This window comes from Anaerocolumna sedimenticola, from assembly GCF_009931695.1.
Classification (GTDB): domain Bacteria; phylum Bacillota; class Clostridia; order Lachnospirales; family Lachnospiraceae; genus Anaerocolumna; species Anaerocolumna sedimenticola.
This window is the reverse complement of sequence record NZ_CP048000.1, coordinates 4,234,668-4,255,428: the sequence shown is the minus strand read 5'-3', so window position 1 is coordinate 4,255,428 and position 20,761 is coordinate 4,234,668. Positions and strand designations below refer to the sequence as shown.

Here is a 20,761-nt window from a genome sequence, read left to right as displayed (position 1 = left end):
ATCATTTCAAAGCTTTTTTGCTACATGCGTCAGGTTGTCTTCTCCATCGGCAGCATAAGCTGTAAGATGAACACCCCACCTTCGATTTCCAGGGAATATAATCCTCCATGGCGTTCCACTATGGCAACCATGCTCTTGATTCCGAAGCCATGTCCGGCATCTGTTCTATTTGATTTGGGCAAGTCACCCTCCATTTCAATCTTTCCTACATAAGCATTTTCTGTAGCAACAACCAGTTTGTTACCATTGATAATGGCGTGGATATAAACCTTGCGAAGCTTCTCCTCCTCTACCTGACTAGTTGCGGAAATGGCATTTTCCAGTGCATTGGATAGAAGAGCACAAAGTTCGGTGTCGTTTACAGCAATTTTTTCTGGTAGTTTGACATCTACTTGTAGTTTAACATTCACCTTCCTTGCTTTGCTTTCAAAGTTGGATAAAATCAGATTTACAGTTTCATTTTCGCAATATCGTATTGGTGTAAGAGAATCAATTGCCGCTTCAGTACTTGCAAGATATTTTTTGATTCTCTGGAGATCACCATCGGCTGCAAAACTGCCAATTAACGATAGATGATGACGCATATCGTGGCGATAGATTACGGTGTTGTTTTGCATCTGACGCATCGTGTCAAGCTCTAACCGGGCCTGATGGAATTGGGAGGCATAGATGTCCCTTTCCCGCTGAGCTTTGATCTGTTTTTGTGTTTCATTGAAGTATAGGAGAACAAACACTAAGTAAAAGGTACAAATTACAGAAGGAGTAAATTGAACTGCTCCTCGAACACCGGAATATAGCCAGTCCGTATAGATGGTAGTGACATAGTCAAACAAATAGTACCAAAGAGGTACTGCAGCAAAAAGTAGGCAGGTGCGTTTTGAACGCTCAAACATTTGTCTTACAGAGTCAGCTACATATCTTTTAAGGAAATAATATACAAAACACATAGAAATCAAGTAACCGATATGATCAGCAAGACTGTTGCCGAAAACTGCCGCTGCCACCGAGCCAAACCAGCGAGGTATCTGGCAGCAAAGATAGGCTGTCAGTACGCTACTAATTGCAATCGGCCATGGACGCCTGAAATATAGTATGAGGAGTGCAATCGACGGTATATGGGTAATGAAAGGGTACAGCTTCATCGTATTTTGTAATCCCAACATCTGCCAACATAGTATTTGAATGAAGAGAATAATTGCATAAAAAACTGTAATCATCAGTTTAGCTGACCGTGTTCGCTGCACACCGGCAAAAAGAAGAGACACCGCCACACCAAATACCAAAACAAGGCCGGAGCGAAAGATGAGCAAATTATTAATCAACATTGTGCATTCCCCTCTCATTTGGTGATAGCAGATATTTCAAATACGCAGCTTTTGCATTCGAAAAGGCATCTCTTGCAACAGGCACCGTTTTACCAATCAGGGTAGAAAAGCCTCCTTTATTAAGTTCGGTTACTTGGCGCAGGTTTACAACATAAGAACGGTGAGGCTTATAAAAATGAGGGTCAGACAACAATTCACTTTCATAATCGGAAAGGTAGCCATAAGATTCTCGCACCTCGCCGTCTGCAAGGGCAAACTGTACTTTGCGGTTTATGACTTCCACATATACAATTTGTGAAAAGGGCATCTTTACGATGCCACTTCCTGTTTTTAGAGTCAAATACGCATCCTCTTGCGTAAACCTGATTAGTTGTTTATGAATGGATGGAAATATCTCATCCTTACGTGCAGGCTTCATTATGTAGTCATTAGCGCCTACACGGTAACTCTCCACAGCAAACTCACGGGATGAGGTGAGGAAAATAATCGGAATTTCACTATTTGAACGGCGAATTTCTTTCGCAGCATCCATTCCTGTAATACCCGGCATAAGGATGTCCAAAAGTAATAAATCAAAACGTCTTTCTCTCATGGTCTCTATAAGTTCCATAGCACTGTGAAAAGCTTCGTATGTAACCGAGCTGTCATACTCCCGACAGTAATCCTCCAGCAAACTGGAAATACGGGTAAGCTCATCTATATTGTCATCACAAACAGCTATATGCATGTTATTTTCCTCCATTTATGTATAAATATCCAATTGTATTTTATCATAAAGCAATGAGAGGTTCAAGAATTCAATTGCATTTTAATCAGAATGCAACATAATTCGTGTGGTATAAGATATGATTCGTGCGGTAAAATACATGTTTCGTGCGGTAAACGGTTTTTAAAGGAACGAATATGATACTATTATGTCGAGCAATAGAGATTTTAATTAAAATACGGGGGGTGACTTCTATGACAACAGTATCATTTCTGGGCAGGAGTTTGACACAAAGAAGAGGCAGTTACTCGGAAAGAAAGACAACATGAAGGAGGAGTGAATCATATGAAAAATAATTTAGGAAATGCATTATGGAAAAAGCATATATTAGTTTTGCTGGCTCTGACGATGCTATTTGCTCTGACAGCTTGCGGTGCGGAAAAAAGTGTGCCATCAGAGGATACCCAGGATACCGTGGAAAGCGTGTCTACCGACACGGAATGGACAGTTTACTGGTATCTGTGTGGAAGTGATTTAGAAAGCAATTACTGCGCCGCAACCAATGACCTTGCGGAGCTGATGGATGTGAAACTTCCGGAAAATGTGAAGGTGATCATTCAAACCGGCGGAACATCAAGCTGGCAAAATGAAGTTGTCAGTGCGGATACGCTTGGGCGCTATGTCTATGACCATAACGGATTACAGCTCGTTGAAGAGCTTCCCTCTGCTAGTATGGGCGACGCGCAGACACTTAAGGATTTTCTTACTTTCGGGAAAGAAAACTACCCTGCTAAGCGCACTGCGGTGGTGTTTTGGAACCACGGCGGCGGTTCGGTGTCGGGTGCGGCCTTTGACGAGCTGTATGGCATGGATTCCTTAAGCCTTGCAGAAATGTATCAGGCATTCTCGGAAACCTTTGGAGAAAATCCGCAGAATCAGCCAGTGGACATTATCGGCTTTGATACCTGTCTCATGGCAACGGTGGATACGGCCTATACCTTCTCCGATATCGGTAAATACCTTGTGGCGTCACAGGAGGTAGAGCCGGGTAATGGTTGGCTTTATAGCGGTTGGCTTGGAGCTCTTGCCGGGACGCCGGATATGGAACCGTTGGAGCTGTCTAAAGTTATCTGCGACAGCTATGTACAAGGCTGTGAGGAGGTTGGTACAGAGGACAATATCACCCTGTCCGTTACCGATCTTTCAAAGATATCAAATCTCGTTGCTGCCTATGACGATTTCGGCAAGGAAGCTTTGGCCTCAGCATTGGAAAATCCGACATTCTTTGCACATTTTTCCCAGATTGCTAATAACGTTGAAAACTACGGTGGAAACACCCGTGAACAAGGCTATACCAATATGACCGACCTTGGAACTCTTGCCCTAAAATCTTCGGAATTACTACCAGAAACTTCTGGCATTGTCACTGCTGCAATAACCAATTGCGTTGTATATAAGGTTAACGGAAAATATCGTCCGGAGTCGGCAGGGCTTTCCTGCTATTACAGTTATAATGGTGATGTAGAGGATTTCAATGCTTATGCGGGTATCGGTCCTGCCGATTCTTTTAAATATCTGTATGCATATGGCTTGACTGGAGAACTTTCCGAACAGGGCATGGACTATATCTCCCAGATGAATTACAACGCCCTACCTGAGCTTATGACCTTAAACAGCGTAAACTGGAATGATATACCGGTAACCGTGGATGAGAATGGCAATTCAACCCTTACGTTAGGTAGTGAAGCGATAGACATTCTTTCTTCCCTGACCTTTGATCTATACTATGCCGATCCGGAGGAAGATATCCTCCTTTGCCTTGGTTCCGACAATGATATCGTATCAGATTGGGAAAACGGTGTTTTTAAGGATAACTTCCGAGGCGTATGGGGCAGCTTAGACGGTGCACTGTGCTATATGGAAATTGCCTATGAGGGCGAAAGCTATAATCAGTATTCCGTGCCAATTCTGCTAAACGGCGAGAATTACAACCTGATGGTAATCTATGACTTTGAGACAGGGGAATATTCCATTGAGGGGGCAAGAAAGCCGCTGGATGAAAGCGGCGCGGCAGATAAAAATCTTCGTTATCTAGTGGAAGGCGATGTAATTCAGACCATTCATTATGCGACTGCTATCAGCGGCGGTGGCGACGAGCTGACGGCTGTTCCGATTGATACCATTACGGTGACGCCTGAAACAGCCTTTGCGGAAACCGAGCTTGGTGACGGCATCTTTATCATGATGTATGTTATGCAGGACAGTCAGGGCAATGTTGCCAGCTCCGCTGCTGTAACCTTTGAATCTTCAGGCGGAGAGATTTTAACCAGCGTAGAGTAACAGTAGATACAATAAACATAAATGACAAAAAGAAAAAAAGGTTTAAAGGAGGAACACGAACATGAGAAAAAAATTACTAAGTATATTTCTTGTGCTATGCATGGTGTGTACCATGTTGCCGGTTTCGGCTATGGCAGAAGAAGTGGATACCACTGGTGCAAGCGGGGAAATCATTTCGTTTGCAACTCTTACAGAAGCAGAAACAGAAAAGACGGTAGCAATTGGGACATCCTTTGAGGATTTAGACCTGCCCAAAACACTGACTGCTATGGTTTTAGATAAGGATACGGTAGTTGACGATTCTGTGAGTATAGTCACCGGTCCCGCTATTGAAATAACCGATTCCAAAACGACTGTGGACATTCCTGTTACATGGTTTAATCCGAAATATGATGGGAATACAGAGGGTAAGTATATTTTTACCCCGGTAATCCATGGTTACACAGTAAAGACTGATGCGTTACTTCCACAGATTACTGTGACGGTGGAAGCAGAGATGATGCTGCGTGCTGTTGGCATTCTGGAAGTTGACAACTTTTCAGATCTCCAAACTGCCATAAATAGTGCAACAGGCGACTTGAATATAAAGCTATCCGACAGTTATAGCGATACACAGGGAAATCTGACTATCAAAGATACGAATAACTACAACATTACCATTGATCTAAATGGGAAAATGCTGAGAAATAACTCTGGTAGCGGTATTATACACAATGGCAGTGGAATGCTAACCATATCAGGTGGTAATGTGGAAGGATACAGCATTCCAGCTAGTGCAATTTCAATTAACGGTAACGGTAGCTTAACGGTTAAGAACACTACGGTGATAAGCGAGTACATAGGAATTGAAAGCAATAGTACTGGAACTGTCAGTATACAAGACAGTGAGGTGGAAGTAAATAATACTGGGATATATATTAAAAATCCAGAAGGAAAAGTAGAACTATTCAGCAGTAATGTGTCTAGCTCATGCGTCGTCAACAGTTCACCCATAGGAGGCATTGGAGTTTATACTTCCAACACAGATACAATCTCCATTAAGGGTACATCCATCGTCCAAGGTCCCGTTATGGCAATGAATTATTCGCCGCTATTTGACTCAGATATGAAGGTTACAGCAAGCACCGAATACTGGGGAAAGAATCCAGAGCCTTATGTTAAGGAGAACATAGACAAATACGAATACCTTAAGGTTGAGCCTACTGTCACTAGCATCTGGGTAGGAGGCGTTGAGGTGACCGATGAGAATAAGGACGGTATAACTGGCGAAGGCATTACAGGATCCGTAACCTATGACCCAGGTGAGAACACCCTAATCCTTAATGGCGTAAGCATTAAAGGCAACGAGTGTATATATGAAGATGGAAATAAACATGGTATATACGCCAAAAACAACCGCGAAATACCCCTAAGACTGGAACTATTGGGTGATAGCACCATCGAAGCTGACAATAACGGTAAAGGAATTTCTGTAGAAGGTGATTTGATTATCACCGGTGAAGGCAGTCTATCAGTTACCGGTGGAGATACAACTGAAGAGGGAGAGACTGGCTTTAGCTTCGGGATATACATATACAATGGTAACCTAACTGTTGAGGAAGGCATAGTGATTGCCAAAGGTGGTTCTGCAACTGGCAGTTATTCTGACAGCTATGGAATCGGCGTTCAGGAAGGGAACTTAACCATTGAAAGCAAAGGGAAAGTGACTGCTACCGGTGGAAATTCAAGTCAAATCAGCAGTGGAGTGTATCTTGATAGTGAGGGATATTACAACGTCAATCTAACTGTTGATGGAGGCAGCCTGGAAGCCACCGGCGGTAAATCAAATGGTGATTATAGTGGCAGCTATGGAATATACGCTTACGACGGCGGTAACATAACCATTAAAAATAAAGGAAAAGTGGTTGCTACTGGTGGAAATTCAAATCAAATCAGCAGTGGAGTGTTTTTAAATAGTATGGATTTTTTTGGTGAGGTAAATAACCTCGGCAACTTAACTGTTGATGGTAGCAGTCTGGAAGCCACAGGAGGTAAAACGACTGTTGATGATAGTAAATCTGCTAGCTATGGAATAGGCGTTCAGAAAGGTAACATAAACATTATAAACGAAGGCGCAGTGAAGGCTATCGGGGAGATGCGAATTATGCAAGTTTAGGGGTGGTTTTCTATGGTGATGATTCCAAATTGACCGTTGATGGCGGTAGCAGCATGGAAGCGGAAGGCGGTGCATCCAAGGATGTCAGCTATGGCATATATTTTCAAGAACCATCAACCCTGACGGTAGAAAGCGGTACTCTGACTGCTACAGGTGGTTCTGCTGATAAAGATAGCGGTGCTGTTTATGCTTATGCCAGCCAAGTCATTGTCAATGATGGTATAATGACAGCCAATGGCGGCTTTAGCGGTAATGTAAGCTTCGGTATTTACAGCGATGACATAACCATCAATGGTGGTACGGTGAATGCCTACAGCGGTGTGGCTGAGATATCCCAAGCCATGAGTTCTGTACCTAATTTTAACATCGATAATAAACACATAATCAAAGCCGGAGAAGACGGCGCTAAAGTAAAATCTGTTAATCAAAAAGAACTTAATGACAATATCTGCAGTTATAAAATTATCGAGATTGAGCCGCTTATTCACTATGGTATCTGGATAGGTGACGTGGAGGTTACTAATGAGAATCAGGATAGTATAACCTGTGAACACATTAGAGGAAACGTCACCTACGATCCAGATAGTGCCACCCTTATCCTTAATGGCGCAGAGATTACAGACAGCGCATATATAAAGGACGGAAATAAATATGGTATATATGCCGAGGGCGACTTAAATATTATGAGGATAGGCGATAATAGTATTACTATACCAAGATCTGAAGAAGACAAAGACGGTGCCGGAATCTATGTTACTGGCAGTCTCAACATTTCTGGCGACGGAAAGCTGGTGGTTACCGGCGGACCGGCGACAGCTGGAGATCATGGCGATAGCTATGGGATACACGTAGAGAATGGTGACCTGACCGTTGATGGCGGCGACCTGATTGCTTCTGGAGCCCCTGCTGCTGGTAGTAACTCTAGTAGCTTTGGGATATGCGTTCACGATGGTAATATGAATATTAAAAACAATGGTAATGTGATTGCTAACGGAGACAATTCGAATCGTATAAGCTTTGGAGTGTATTTTGGTGGCAGCAATGCCAACTTGACCGTTGAAAGTGGCAGCCTGACAGCAACCGGCGGTAATGTAGTTGCAGATAATCTTAAGGATGGTCTCAGTTATGGCGTATATTTTGCAGGGGAATCAGCCCAACTGATGGTTAACGGGGGATTCTGACTGCCAAGGGTGGCGGTGCCACCGGCGAAAGCTGTGGCATCTTAGTTAACGAAGTAGTCGTTAATAACAACGCCACGTTGGAAGCCTCCGGCTATTTCGGCGGAGACACGAGCTTCGGTATCTGCAGTAGTAATATCATCATCAATGGCGGCAAAGTGGAAGCCAACAGCGGTGAGGGCGACATATCTAAAGCTATGACTTCAGCTCCTGCCTTCGACAGCGGCTATACCCATCGAAACAACGCCGGAACTAATGGCGGGGATGCAATCTTTATGACAGACGCAGAACTTACAAGGGGTATCAATGGCTTTAAATATATCGAGATTACTCCTTATATCCCTAGTGGTGGTGGCGGAAACAGTGGTGGTGGAAACAGTGGTGGTGGAAACAGTGGTGGTGGAAACAGTGGTGGCGGAAACAGTGGTGGCGGAAACAGTGGTGGTGGAAACAGTGGTGGCGGAAACAGTGGTGGTGGAAACAGTGGTGGCGGAAACAGTGGTGGCGGAAACAGTGGTGGCGGAAACAGTGGTGGCGGAAACAGTGGCAGGAGCAGTTCCAATAGCCCTGCTCCTGCTCCATCTGTAAAACCAAGCGAACCTGTAACTGGAAAAATCGAGAGCAAAGCTACCGTTAATAGCACTGGAACCGCCAGTATCAGTATTACAGAGCAAAACATTACGGATGCCATCGCCAATGCAAAGGCTGAAGCAGAGAAAAACGGTGTTGCTCCCAGTGAAATTAAGGTAGTTATCAATGTTTCAACAAATGGGAAGAAAGCGGCTAATATCACCCTAAACTTACCAAAGGCCGTCCAACTGCAAATAATAAGCAATGAAATTGCAGGGATTGAACTGGTATTTGACCATCCTGAAATTGCGGTAGGATTCAATCAATTGGCTTTAACGGAAATCAATCGCCAAGCGAATGCAGATGTTCAGATTACCGTAACCAAAACAGATAACTCTAAGCTAAGCAATGATGCAAAAAAAGCCATTGGAAAACGTCCGGTTTATGACTTCAAGGCAAGCTATAAAAACGGAAGCAAAAATAAAAATATAACGAATTTCGGTAGCGGTAGGGTTTACACAAGCATTCCATATACTCCTGCTAAAAATGAGTCCGTGGGGTATCTGCATGGAGTTTATGTAAATGGCAAAGGAAAAGCCAGTCGTGTTCCGGGTTCTACTTATGACACAAATAGTAAAAGCTTACTCTTCTCTACCAATCATTTTTCGGTGTATGGAGTGGGCTATACGGCTCCAAGTGCTAAGTATACTGACATCGGCACTCATTGGGCGAAGGACAGCATTGACTATGTAGTGGGCAGAGGGTTGCTCTCCGGTACAACGAAGACTACCTTTTCTCCAGATTCCGCCATGACACGGGAAGTGCTGGTGATGGTTCTCGGCAAACTGGCGGGTGTAGACACAAAGGCGTACACCACCAACAGCTTTACGGATGTGAAAGCTGGCAGCTCTTACCGTCCTTATATTGAATGGGCATACAAGAAGGGCATCATTCAGGGTATTGAAGACAATCAGTTTGCTCCTGACCGTGCAATCACTCGAGAGGAAATTGCAGTCATTATGGCAAATTACGCTAAGGCATTGAATTACAAACTACCTGTTACCCGTAGTGCAATTACCTATGCGGATGCCTCCAGTATTGGCAGCAACTACGCAGAAGCAGTAAAATCCATGCAGCAAGCGGGTATCCTAATGGGTGAAACAAACAATAAGTTCAATCCAAAAGCCAATGTCACCCGTGCAGAGGTTAGCGCTATGATCCACCGGCTCGTCAAGCTGACCATTGACCCGACAACGGCAGAGGGCTGGACGCAAAACGATGACGGACAGTATATGTACTACAAGAACAGTAAGAATGTAACCGGATGGCAGACTATAGATGGTGTGAGCTATTTCTTTGATATCTATGGCATTATGGTTTCCAGAAAGTGGTTCCAGATCGATGGCAAGTGGTATTACTTTAACGCTGACGGTACTCTTGCCAGAAACACCAAGATTGACGAGTTCGAGGTAGATGAAAACGGTGTAAGAAAAATCATGTAACCTACGCGACAGAATAGAGTAAAGGGCACGCCCGGTGAAAACCTGGGACGCAAAGTAAAGGGTCAAAGCGTTTTAGGACGTTTAGATAACCTGGCTGTCAAAAACTGCGCAGGGTGAGCCCTCTACAAACAGAGGGCTCGCCCTGCCTTTCAATAGAGAGTCGATTTGCACAGCTGCATATTGTAGCCAATTTGCGGGGCTCCCATAAATATCGAAGGAGATTGTAACATGAGCAGTAACACAATTTTTCGCAAATCAAGTCTGGATCGTGTGTCCTCCCCTGAACAGCTTGGCGATTACATAAAGGTTTCCCGCCCCAGTGTGTGGCTGGTTTTGGGAGCGGTGATTGTACTGCTGATCGGCGTTTGCATTTGGGGCGTATTTGGCACACTCATGACCACCCGAGAAGCAGTGGCTGTGGTGCAGGACGGCAAGTCTACCTGCTACGTTACCCCGAGGAGGCGAACAGCCTCGCCCCCGGCATGGAGGTACGCATAGGAGACAGTGCAGGCAGCATTATTTCTATTGTTTCCACGCCTATCGAAATTACTGCTGACTTCAATGCATATGCCCTCTATTTGAGTGGATTGCAGGCGGGAGATTGGGTGGTTCCGGTGACGGTAGATGTTTCTGCACAGGATGGTGTATACATTGCGCAAATTGTCCTTGAAACCATCTCACCCATCTCTTTTGTGTTGAATTGAGGTGGGTACATGAGAGAAAAGAAATGTGAAAAACCGATAGAAAAAGGGCGGGTTAAGGTACCCGTCGTAATGCAGCTGGAGGCGCTGGAGTGCGGTGCGGCAAGTCTTTGCATGGTGCTGGCCTACTACGGCAAGTGGATACCATTAGAGCAGGTACGCGCCGACTGTGGCGTTAGCCGGGATGGATCCAATGCCTTAAATATCCTTAAAGCAGCACGAAGCTATGGGTTGAATGCCCAAGGCTACCGCTACGAACCGGAGCAGCTTCGTAAAAACGGACGGTTCCCCTGCATCATTCACTGGAATTTCAATCATTTTGTGGTGCTGGACGGATTTCAGGGTGATAAAGCCTACCTAAACGATCCAGCCAAGGGTGCGTACAGCGTCTCCATGGAACAGTTCGATAAGTCCTTCACCGGCGTAAGTATCTTTTTTGAGCCGGGTGAGAGCTTCGTACCAGATGGGAAGCCGAGGAGTACCTTAAGCTTTATCAAAAAGCGTATAGTGGGCACCGGCATAGCAGTGACCTTTGTTGTTCTTACCACAGCCATTACCTCGTTGATAGGTATCATTAATCCTGCCTTTTCACGAGTGTTTCTGGACAGGCTGCTCACCGGGAGGAACCCAGATTGGTTCTATCCTTTCCTGCTGGGGCTTGCCCTGATGACCGTCGTGACACTGATTGTTGCTTGGATTAAGGCAGTTTATACGCTGAAACTGAACGGCAAACTGGCCATTGTAGCTAATTCCTCGTTTATGTGGCATGTGTTGCGGATGCCCATGGCGTTTTTCTCCCAGCGTATGGCGGGTGACATCGCCATGCGGCAGTCGCTTAACGAGGGTATCGCAAACACCTTAATATCTACTTTTGCTCCGCTGGTGCTCCAGACGGGCATGATGGTGTTTTATCAGGTCGCCATGCTGCGGTATAGCGTTCTGTTGACAGCGGTGGGTCTTGTGTCCATTCTGGTCAATTTAGGTATGGCGCTGATTATTTCACAGAAACGAATCAACGTTACTCGGGTACAGATGCGTGACTCAGGTAAGCTTGCCGGCACCACTGTGGCAGGTATTGAAATGATTGAAACTATTAAGGCCGGTGGTGCAGAAAACGGATTTTTTGAAAAATGGGCAGGCTACCAGGCCGGTTTGAATTCACAGACGGTAAAATTCGCTAACGTCAATCACTACTTAGGGCTTGTACCCACGCTGGTTTCCTCCCTTACCTCCACCGCCATTTTGATGTTGGGTGTGTACTTGACCATACAGGATAAGTTCACCATAGGTATGATTCTGGCGTTTCAGGGTTTTTTGGGTGGCTATACCGAACCAGCTCAGGCCCTCATCGGTGCTGGACAGACCATTCAGGAGATGCGTACTAATATGGAGCGAATCGAGGATGTAATGGAATATCCAACCGACGTAAACTATAACAGTGACTTTAATGAAGTTGGTGAGTATAGCAAGCTTTTAGGAGAAGTGGTCATGAAGGATGTGACCTTCGGCTACTCTCCACTGACTACGCCACTCATTGAATATTTTGATCTGCACATAAAGCCCGGAAGCCGGGTAGCTTTTGTTGGTGCATCTGGCTGCGGCAAGAGCACCCTTTCAAAGCTCATTTCAGGGTTGTATCAGCCGTGGAGTGGCGAGATTCTGTTTGATGGCAAGCCTATCAAAGACATTCACCACAGCATTTTCACTGGGTCGGTGGCGGTGGTGGATCAAGACATCATTCTCTTTGAAGATACAATTATGGATAACATCAAGATGTGGGATAACTCAATTGAGGATTTTGAAGCCATCATGGCAGCCCGAGACGCAAGTCTGCACGAGGACATCATGGGGCGGGATGGCGGCTATGGCTACAAGCTGATGGAGGGCGGCAAAGACTTATCCGGTGGCCAGCGTCAGCGATTGGAGATTGCAAGAGTTCTGGCTCAGGATCCTACCATCATCATTATGGACGAGGCCACATCTGCACTGGATGCCAAAACGGAGTTGGAAGTGGTAAATGCCATCAAAAATCGAGGTATCACCTGTATCGTTATTGCCCATCGTTTGTCCACCATTCGTGACTGTGACGAGATTGTTGTTATGGAAAAGGGCAAAGTGGTGGAACGGGGTACCCATGACGAACTATACGCCAAAGGCGGGATATATACCTCGCTAGTGGCTAACGAATGAAGGGAGGTAAAGGCATATGGGATGGTTTGATGAACAGATTAAGCAACGCATTAAGGCGGATGACGACGCCTTTTCAGACGCCTTTGCCTCTATGGCAGAGGTGGTCATGGGTCAGGGCATCAAGCGAACGCTGATGGATGACCGACAGAAAACGAAAAATGCGGTGGACGAAATTTTAAAGTATTACCATATCAAGTCCGTAGAACTGCCAGATGAGTTGACCGATATAAACGAGCAGCTAGAATACCTACTACGACCCTCCGGCATTATGCGCCGGGTGGTCAACTTGGAGGGTGCATGGTACTGCGATGCGGTGGGGGCATTTTTGGGTACCCTCAAAACCGGCGGCGTGGTGGCTCTACTGCCTCATGGTCTTTCCGGCTATGCCTTTTTCGACCACGAAAGTGGTAAAATGGTAAAACTGAACCGCCTGACGGCGACACTTTTGGAATCGGAGGCCATGTGCTTTTATAAGCCGCTGCCACTGAAAAAACTAGGCATTCGTGACCTGCTTTTATATATTGCCCAGATACTGTCTCCGTCAGATTATGCCATGGTGGGTATCGCTACCTTGGCTGTTACCCTTATTGGGATGTTGGGACCGAAACTTAACAATATTGTCTTTTCAAGTGTAGTCGAAAGTGGCGATATGCGTCTCTTTCTCGCCATTACGGTGATGCTTGCGGCCACAGGAATCGCAGGGCTACTCCTAAGTACGGTAAAAAGTATTGTAATGGAGCGTTTGAAAACCAAGACAAACACGGCGGTACAGGCGGCTTCTATGATGCGGGTGCTGTCTCTCCCGGCAGAGTTTTTCAAAGAATACAGTGCCGGCGAGCTAAGTAGCCGCACCCAGAGTATCAACAGCCTGTGTGATATGCTGGGCAGTATCCTCCTGACCACAGGACTCACTTCGGTGTTCTCTTGTGTATACATTACTCAGATTTTTACCTATGCCCCCGCATTGGTGATTCCGGCAATCACAATCATTCTGGCAACGGTGCTTTTTACGATATTTTCCACCTTGATGCAGATGAAGCGATCCCAACGGATGATGGAGCTGCGTGCCAAGGAATCAGGAATTATCTATTCTTTTATTACCGGTGTGCAAAAGCTAAAGCTATCCGGTTCAGAGAAGCGGGCTTTTTCACGGTGGGCGGCATTGTATCGCCAAAAGGCAAGCCTCACCTACGACCCTCCTATGTTTATTAAGCTCAACACAGTCATTTCCACTGGAATTTCTCTGGTGGGAACCATCGTGCTCTACTATTCGGCGGTGCAATCGGGCGTTTCGGTGGCGGACTATTTCGCATTCAACGTGGCATATGGCATGGTCAGTGGTGCATTCCTCTCCCTCTCAGGCATCGCCCTGACGGCGGCAAATATCAGGCCTGTGGTTGAGATGGTAAAACCCATTTTAGAGACAGTACCGGAGGTGTCTATCGGTAAGAAGGTGCTTACTCGCATCTCTGGCAGCATCGAGCTTTCCAATGTTTCCTTTCGCTATACAGAGAGCATGCCCCTCATCGTGGATAACCTGTCACTGAAAATCCGTCCAGGGCAGTATGTAGCTTTGGTAGGTAAGACTGGCTGCGGAAAATCTACACTTATGCGGCTGATGCTGGGTTTTGAAACACCACAAAAGGGTGCAATATATTATGACGGCAAGGATTTAAATTCCATAGATTTAAAATCCCTGCGGCGACACATCGGCGTGGTGATGCAAAACGGCAAGTTACTTTCTGGGGATATTTTCTCCAACATTATCATCTCTGCTCCATGGCTCACCATGGATGATGCATGGGCTGCGGCAGATCTTTCCGGCATCGCAGACGATATACGGGATATGCCTATGGGGATGCACACCATGATTTCCGAGGGCTGCGGCGGCATTTCCGGCGGACAACGTCAGCGGTTGATGATTGCTCGGGCGGTGGCACCGAAACCCCGTATCCTCATGTTTGATGAGGCGACCTCTGCCCTAGACAACCTGACACAGAAAGCAGTGGCTGATTCCCTGGCAAGTCTTAAATGTACCCGCATTGTCATCGCCCACCGGCTTTCCACCATTAAGGAATGCGACCGTATCATCGTATTAAATGAAGGGCGAGTTATCGAGGACGGCACCTACGATGAGCTTATCGCCAGAGATGGATACTTCGCCGAGTTGGTGGCACGCCAACGGCTGGATGACACACAGTATGTGGGTAAAACTACGTTATTTTAACAAAATAAACAAATTTAAAACAAGGAGGAAAGTATTATGACAACTAAAAAAATCAATACTCTCATAAAGGAAAAACTAGGCAAGGACATCACTGGGCAAGAGGCAGAGGGTGAAATAGCACTTCCCGATGGAGCGCTTGGAAACGTCAGCGGCGGAATGACATTTAAATGTTCAAAGTGCGGGGGACAAAAGTAAGCTATAACTTTAAGATTAATGAGATAGAATGTGAAACCTGCTTAAGCATAGATGGTCTTATAAGGACATATGAGTAACGGATCTGTTCTAATAATAAGAAAAGGAGGAAAAAACACCATGACAACAGAAGAAATCATCACCATCGCAAAGGAAAAGTTAGGCAAGGACATCACCGAACAAGAGGCACAAGACTGCCTAAGTGGTAAAATATCACTTCCCGATGAAGTACTTGACATCGTAAACGGAGGAGGAGCATGCTCAGATATAGATAGATGCCCGAGGTGCGGGACGAATAATCTAGGCTACATCAAGACATATCCTGTATATTGTAGCAGTTGCGGATACACGATGCCTGATCCGATCTAAAACAAGGATATGTCTTTGGAGCTAAATCAAAAAGAACTGACAGAAAGATAAATCTGCGTATTATGTCTCACAGTTTGTGGGTAAAATCACGTTATTTTAATGAAGAATTTTTGGAGGAAAAGAAAATGATAATCAACAAGACTTTAAACGTAGCAGAACTGACCGTGGAACTGATTGGACGTTTGGATACCACCACAGCGCCACAGCTTGAGGCGGAACTAAAGACCTCACTAAACGGTGTGGATTCCCTCATTATGGATTTTGCAGAGCTGGAGTATATATCTTCTGCCGGTCTGCGTGTTCTTCTCTCTGCCCAGAAGGTAATGAACAAGCAGGGCAAAATGGTGGTTCGGCACGTAAATGAAACCATCTTTGAAGTGTTTGAGGTGACGGGATTTATAGATATCCTCACCATTGAAGAATGAGGGTAACTGTAGCCGGCAAGGAGCGGATTTTTGTAGACAAAGCATTTCGCCGCTTTTTCATTCCTTCACTCCTGTCCAACTTAAGTCTAGCTCTGGGCGGAATGGTGGACTGTCTGGTTGTCGGCTCTAGGCTGGGACTGGAGGGATTATCAGCCATCTCACTTGGCATTCCGATTTATCTTTTTTATAACCTACTAAGTTATGGATTTTCCATTGGGGTTCCATCCATTACGCTTCTCTTATGGGCTCTGGAAAGCCGAAAGAGGCAAATCGACTGTTTGGCACGGTACTTCGCTTTTTGATTGTTACCTATCTTGTGACTGTGGTGCTGGGGCTTATCTTTCTTCCACAGCTTTTATGCGTTCTGGGGGCAAGTCCCGATTATCCGGGTGTATACACCATTGCAGAGAGATATGTTCGGGCACAGCTCATTTGCGTTCCAATCATGTTTTGTCAGGGTCCGCTTTACTACTTTGTACATGCGGACGGTGCCCCAAAGCGGGCGGCTGTTGCGTTGACTGTTTCCAATACCGTGGATATTGCACTCAATTATGTCTTCGTGATTCATCTGGATATGGGTGCAGAAGGTTCCGTATGGTCAACCGCTATTGGCGCGGCATTTTGTCTTGTAATCTGCGGAAAACATATCATAGGCAAACATGGGCTGCTGCGATTTTGCTGGCCGTCCATTGATCCACGAGGTCTTTTCCGATGTATCCGAACCGGATTTGCCTCGGCTGTTCAACATATTTATCAATTTGTCACCGTACTCTGCGCAAACACGCTGTTACTTTCCATCGGTGGGCCGGTGGGTGTGGCGGTCTTTAATGTAGTGTATAATCTTTCTCTACTTTTTGTTGCGGTGGCAGATGGTATTGGAATGACACTACAACCCATGATTAGCACCTACCAAGCGGAACGGGATGCCCCTGCTGTTAAGCGAACTGTCCAGTTATCTGTGTGGTATGGTTCGGTACTGGCTCTACTAATAATCCTGGGGCTGGGATTTGGAGCTGCACCCCTCTGTGCTCTGTTCGGACTTACGGGCGAAGCTAGAACGATCGGTTCGCTGGCTCTGTGGATTTACTGTATCAGCATCCTGCCCGCCCTGTGGAATCAGATTGCAATTTACTACCAGCAGACAACAAAACGGGAGCGTAGCGCTTTAGTGATTCAGACACTACGACTGTTACTATGCTTTCTGGTACCGATGTTTGCGCTTGCACCCTTCGGTCTGAATGCTTTCTGGTGGGTGTTCCCGATTTCTGAATTGAGTACTTTTTTGTATACGGTCGTTAGTATCAGAAAGCAAAAAAAAATGAATCAGTTGGCTGCTGATTCTAGTGCAGCGACAATTCGAAGTTTCTCAACACACATTCAGAATGTCGAATTGCTGGGGGACACGGTGGAGCAGCTTCAGAGAACCTGTGAGTCGTGGGATTGCACAAGTCAACAGAGCTATTACGCTACCTTGGTTGTAGAAGAAGTTTGTGCAGCTATTTTGGAGGATGCAAAAAACAATCATCGGAATGACATATTGATTAAGTTAACCGTATCGGCTGATCAGGACGGCTTTACACTGCATTTGAGAGACAATTCCTACGAATTTAATCCCTTTTCTTCCGAAGAGGGCGACGGCCCAAATGCGCTGGGGATGTCAATTGTCCGAAAAAAAGCAAAAGAATTTTTCTATCGTCGTTATCAGGGCTTTAATACGTTGCTCATCATCCTGTAAATACTAAACTATTTGCATTTTATCTGTGTTTCTAATTGAGTTTAGTATTTTAATAAGGGAGGGAAAACACCATATGGAACCAAAAAAGAATGTCCGAATCTCCTTAGGCTTTAAAACAGCGATGGGCATCGTGTTCATTGCTGCGATACTCAGTGCGGTTGCAATCATCTTTGGATACCAGACTTACAAAAAGGCATTGGAAGATCAGTTAATTCAAACAGCCTTCAATCTGGCGCGAACAATGGCTGCCGAGGTGCATCCGGACTCCATCGACCGTTACTTAAAGAGCGGTAAGGAAGACGATGCTTACCTGGAGACACGGAAGCATTTGATCAATATTCAAGAAAGCAACAACATCGTCTACGCCGTGGTGACCAAACCTACGGATGAGGGCTTTTATTATATTTATGATACCGATCAGAGTGATGAGGCATTTGCTCTGGGCGATTTCCAAGAATTTTACCCTGGAGATTTTCTGGATAACAAGCAGAATTTTCTCTCTGGCAATATCATTGAACCAATCATCACCAACTATGAGTTTGGATGGCTGATTTCTGCTTTAGTTCCTATCAAGGATGAGGGCGGTATCATACGCGGCTATGTGAACGTGGATCTCTCCATGACAGAGATTAAGGCCATGGAGCGGAATTTTCTTATCAGACTTGCGGGAATTCTCATTAGCCTAACCCTGCTGTTAGCCGTTCTGCTGTTGGCTGCTACCCGAAAGATACTGGTTACACCCATTAACCGTTTGGCATCAGCCACTGGTGACTTTGTACGGCGCAGAGAGCGTGAAGAGGGAGTGAACGGTATCTTAGATCTTCCTGGTCTGGACACAAGGGACGAACTGGGGCATCTTTATCGCTCCATTCGACAGATGGAATCTGATATTTATACTTATATTGACGATCTTACCGCCATCACCGCCGAAAAGGAACGTATCGGGGCGGAGCTGGACGTTGCCAAGGACATTCAAGCCAGTATGCTTCCTTGTATTTTTCCGGCATTTCCAGAGCGGACGGAACTGGATATCTATGCCACCATGACTCCGGCCAAGGAGGTAGGTGGTGATTTCTACGATTTCTTCCTTGTGGATGAAGATCATCTTGCCATGGTAATGGCCGATGTGTCCGGTAAGGGTGTGCCGGCGGCTCTCTTTATGGTGATTGCCAAGACACTTCTAAAGAATGTGACGCAGACGGGTCTCTCACCCAAAGATGTGCTGGAGAAAGTCAATAATCAGCTCTGCGTAAATAACGAGGCAGAGATGTTCGTTACGGTTTGGCTGGGTATATTGGAAATCTCCACCGGCAAGCTCATCTGCGCCAACGCTGGGCACGAATACCCGGTACTTAAGAAGGCGAAGGGAGACTACGAGCTTATTAAAGACAAGCACGGCTTCGTGTTGGCTGGAATGGAAGACTCCCACTATAAGGAATATGAGCTCCAGATAGAATCTGGGGACATGCTGTTCCTTTATACCGATGGTGTGGCCGAAGCCACCAATGCCCTCAATGAGCTTTATGGTACCGATAGGATGCTGGATGCGTTAAACCGTAACAAAGACGTGAGCTGTGAGTTCCTGCTTCATCGTATGAAAGAGGATATTGACGCCTTTGTAGGCGAGGCACCTCAGTTCGATGACATCACCATGCTGAGTCTGGAGCTGATGCCAAAAAACGACACTGGCTTCAAAAAGCTGAAGCTATCTCCGTCGCTAGAGTCTATAGAACTGGTCTCTGGTTTTGTAGAGCAGGAGTTGGAGAGTGTAGGCATTCCTATGAAAGTGATTGCCCAAATGAACGTTGCGGTGGATGAGATATTCTCTAACATTGTTCAATACTCCGGTGCGAGTGAGATCACCGTGTGGGTAACTGTGGAAGAAAGGCGCATTATTCTGCGTTTTACCGATAACGGCTATCCCTATGACCCCACGAAGAAGCCGGATCCGGATACCAATCTTTCCGCCGAGGAGCGGGATATTGGAGGGCTGGGCATTTTTATAGTGAAAAAGTCCATGGATACTTTGGAATATGAATATCAAGATGGTCTTAATATTTTAACACTTACGAAGCAGTGGTAACACGCAAATGAAAAGACGATTCCGGACTTTTAAAATGCTATGTCTGATATCGCTCATTTTAACAACAAAAGAAGGGGGATTTACCATGACAACAAAAAATCATAGCCCTTGCAAAGGAAAAGCTAGGCAAGGATATTACAGAGCAAGAAGCACAGGACTACTTAAGCGGTAAAGTAGCACTTCCCGATGAAGCGCTTGACATCGTCAGTGGCGGAGGAGATTGTAACCCCTAAGGTGCCCTAATTGTCGTTATTTTATATGTATCAATTGTGGAGCGAGAAATCAACGGTAGGTGTTCGTTTGCATAATCCAATTTCATCCAAGAGAGTGTGAAAGGGGAACGTATTAAAAAGCAAGGAGGAATTTACAATAACAATTAAAGAAATTATCGACTTTGTTAAAGAAAAGAATGGCAAGGGCATCACAGAGCAGAAAGCGCAGGACTACTTAAGTGGCAAGATGGCGCTTCCCGATGGGGAACTTGATATTGTTAGCGGCGGCAGTTCGATTGGGCTTTGCCCAGAGTGCAATTCGAATAATATGCGCTACAACTCTCAATTTAAACATGTTTACTGCGGTAACTGCGCATACACATTTTTGAACCCCAATTTATGCACAATAAAATGCCCGCAGTGTGGACAGAGTGATTTTATCACCATTAACATCAGCGGAGGGACCAGTCTGCACTGCCGCAGTTGCCACTATATCCAACTATTGCATGAAGGGGAAAATTAACAACAAAAGAAGGAGGAATTAACCATGACAACAGAAAAAATCATCACCCTTGCAAAGGAAAAGCTAGGAAAGGAAATCACGGAGCAAGAGGCGCAGGACTACCTAAACGGAAAAATAGCACTTCCTGATGAAGCACTTGACATCGTAAGCGGCGGCGGAAAATGCAACCTCTCGCCAAAGTGCCCCAAATGCGGTGCTGAATGTATCAGGGTGGCCTACCATGAGGATGAGAGGACTTATGTGTGTCCCGGATGTAAGGATAGGTTTAGAGCATAGGTATTTAAATCCAATCATAGCGGATTAACTTGAAACAAGACAGTAAAGGGCA

At 45.6% G+C, this 20,761-nt stretch carries 15 protein-coding genes and 1 riboswitch; of the genes, 13 read left to right on the top strand and 2 right to left on the bottom strand.

The window, feature by feature from the left end; translation table 11 throughout:
* Positions 1–29: 29 nt before the first annotated feature.
* Together Ana3638_RS18850 and Ana3638_RS18845 are read right to left on the bottom strand one after the other, a co-directional pair.
* Complete coding sequence (locus tag Ana3638_RS18850; RefSeq protein WP_161839412.1) at positions 30–1,325, bottom strand: ATP-binding protein; 1,296 nt, start codon at positions 1,323–1,325, stop codon at positions 30–32.
* A complete protein-coding gene (locus Ana3638_RS18845) occupies positions 1,315–2,052 on the bottom strand; it encodes a LytR/AlgR family response regulator transcription factor (RefSeq protein ID WP_161839411.1) in 738 nt (245 codons plus the stop codon). The genes Ana3638_RS18850 and Ana3638_RS18845 overlap by 11 nt, the downstream gene beginning before the upstream one ends.
* 324 nt (positions 2,053–2,376) lie before the next feature.
* Here Ana3638_RS18845 and Ana3638_RS18840 point away from each other — a divergent pair, with 324 nt between their 5' ends.
* The 13 genes from Ana3638_RS18840 (at position 2,377) to Ana3638_RS18780 (ending at position 20,709) form a co-directional block, all read left to right on the top strand.
* Positions 2,377–4,371 carry a clostripain-related cysteine peptidase gene (locus Ana3638_RS18840; RefSeq protein WP_161839410.1) on the top strand — a complete coding sequence of 665 codons (1,995 nt, stop codon included), beginning with the start codon at positions 2,377–2,379 and terminating at the stop codon, positions 4,369–4,371.
* Positions 4,372–4,432: 61 nt separating this feature from the next.
* Entirely contained in the window at positions 4,433–6,526 is a 2,094-nt protein-coding gene (locus tag Ana3638_RS18835) for a carbohydrate-binding domain-containing protein (protein ID WP_161839409.1), read from the top strand.
* A gap of 53 nt (positions 6,527–6,579) precedes the next feature.
* Positions 6,580–7,707 (top strand): hypothetical protein, encoded by a 1,128-nt coding sequence (locus Ana3638_RS18830; RefSeq protein ID WP_161839408.1) that lies wholly within the window; start codon positions 6,580–6,582, stop codon positions 7,705–7,707.
* A 77-nt stretch (positions 7,708–7,784) separates the two neighbouring features.
* Positions 7,785–9,776, top strand: coding sequence for an S-layer homology domain-containing protein (locus Ana3638_RS18825; protein WP_161839407.1), 1,992 nt, complete (start codon positions 7,785–7,787; stop codon positions 9,774–9,776).
* Positions 9,777–9,790: 14 nt separating this feature from the next.
* Positions 9,791–9,878, top strand: a riboswitch (cyclic di-GMP riboswitch).
* A 269-nt stretch (positions 9,879–10,147) separates the two neighbouring features.
* On the top strand, positions 10,148–10,480 hold the full coding sequence (locus Ana3638_RS18820) for a hypothetical protein (RefSeq protein ID WP_161839406.1): 333 nt from the start codon (positions 10,148–10,150) through the stop codon (positions 10,478–10,480).
* Positions 10,481–10,489: 9 nt separating this feature from the next.
* A complete protein-coding gene (locus tag Ana3638_RS18815) occupies positions 10,490–12,667 on the top strand; it encodes an NHLP family bacteriocin export ABC transporter peptidase/permease/ATPase subunit (protein WP_161839405.1) in 2,178 nt (725 codons plus the stop codon).
* A 16-nt stretch (positions 12,668–12,683) separates the two neighbouring features.
* A complete protein-coding gene (locus tag Ana3638_RS18810) occupies positions 12,684–14,894 on the top strand; it encodes an NHLP bacteriocin export ABC transporter permease/ATPase subunit (protein ID WP_161839404.1) in 2,211 nt (736 codons plus the stop codon).
* A 36-nt stretch (positions 14,895–14,930) separates the two neighbouring features.
* Entirely contained in the window at positions 14,931–15,089 is a 159-nt protein-coding gene (locus Ana3638_RS18805; RefSeq protein WP_161839403.1) for a hypothetical protein, read from the top strand.
* 117 nt (positions 15,090–15,206) lie between these two features.
* Complete coding sequence (locus Ana3638_RS18800) at positions 15,207–15,455, top strand: hypothetical protein (RefSeq protein ID WP_161839402.1); 249 nt, start codon at positions 15,207–15,209, stop codon at positions 15,453–15,455.
* Between the two features lie 125 nt (positions 15,456–15,580).
* A complete protein-coding gene (locus tag Ana3638_RS18795; protein WP_161840628.1) occupies positions 15,581–15,880 on the top strand; it encodes an STAS domain-containing protein in 300 nt (99 codons plus the stop codon).
* Between the two features lie 205 nt (positions 15,881–16,085).
* Positions 16,086–17,615 carry an MATE family efflux transporter gene (locus tag Ana3638_RS18790; protein ID WP_330588048.1) on the top strand — a complete coding sequence of 510 codons (1,530 nt, stop codon included), beginning with the start codon at positions 16,086–16,088 and terminating at the stop codon, positions 17,613–17,615.
* A 73-nt stretch (positions 17,616–17,688) separates the two neighbouring features.
* Positions 17,689–19,698, top strand: a complete 2,010-nt coding sequence (locus Ana3638_RS18785; RefSeq protein WP_161839400.1) for an ATP-binding SpoIIE family protein phosphatase — start codon at positions 17,689–17,691, stop codon at positions 19,696–19,698.
* 759 nt (positions 19,699–20,457) lie between these two features.
* Positions 20,458–20,709 carry a hypothetical protein gene (locus Ana3638_RS18780; protein WP_161839399.1) on the top strand — a complete coding sequence of 84 codons (252 nt, stop codon included), beginning with the start codon at positions 20,458–20,460 and terminating at the stop codon, positions 20,707–20,709.
* The last annotated feature ends 52 nt before the right edge of the window (positions 20,710–20,761 follow it).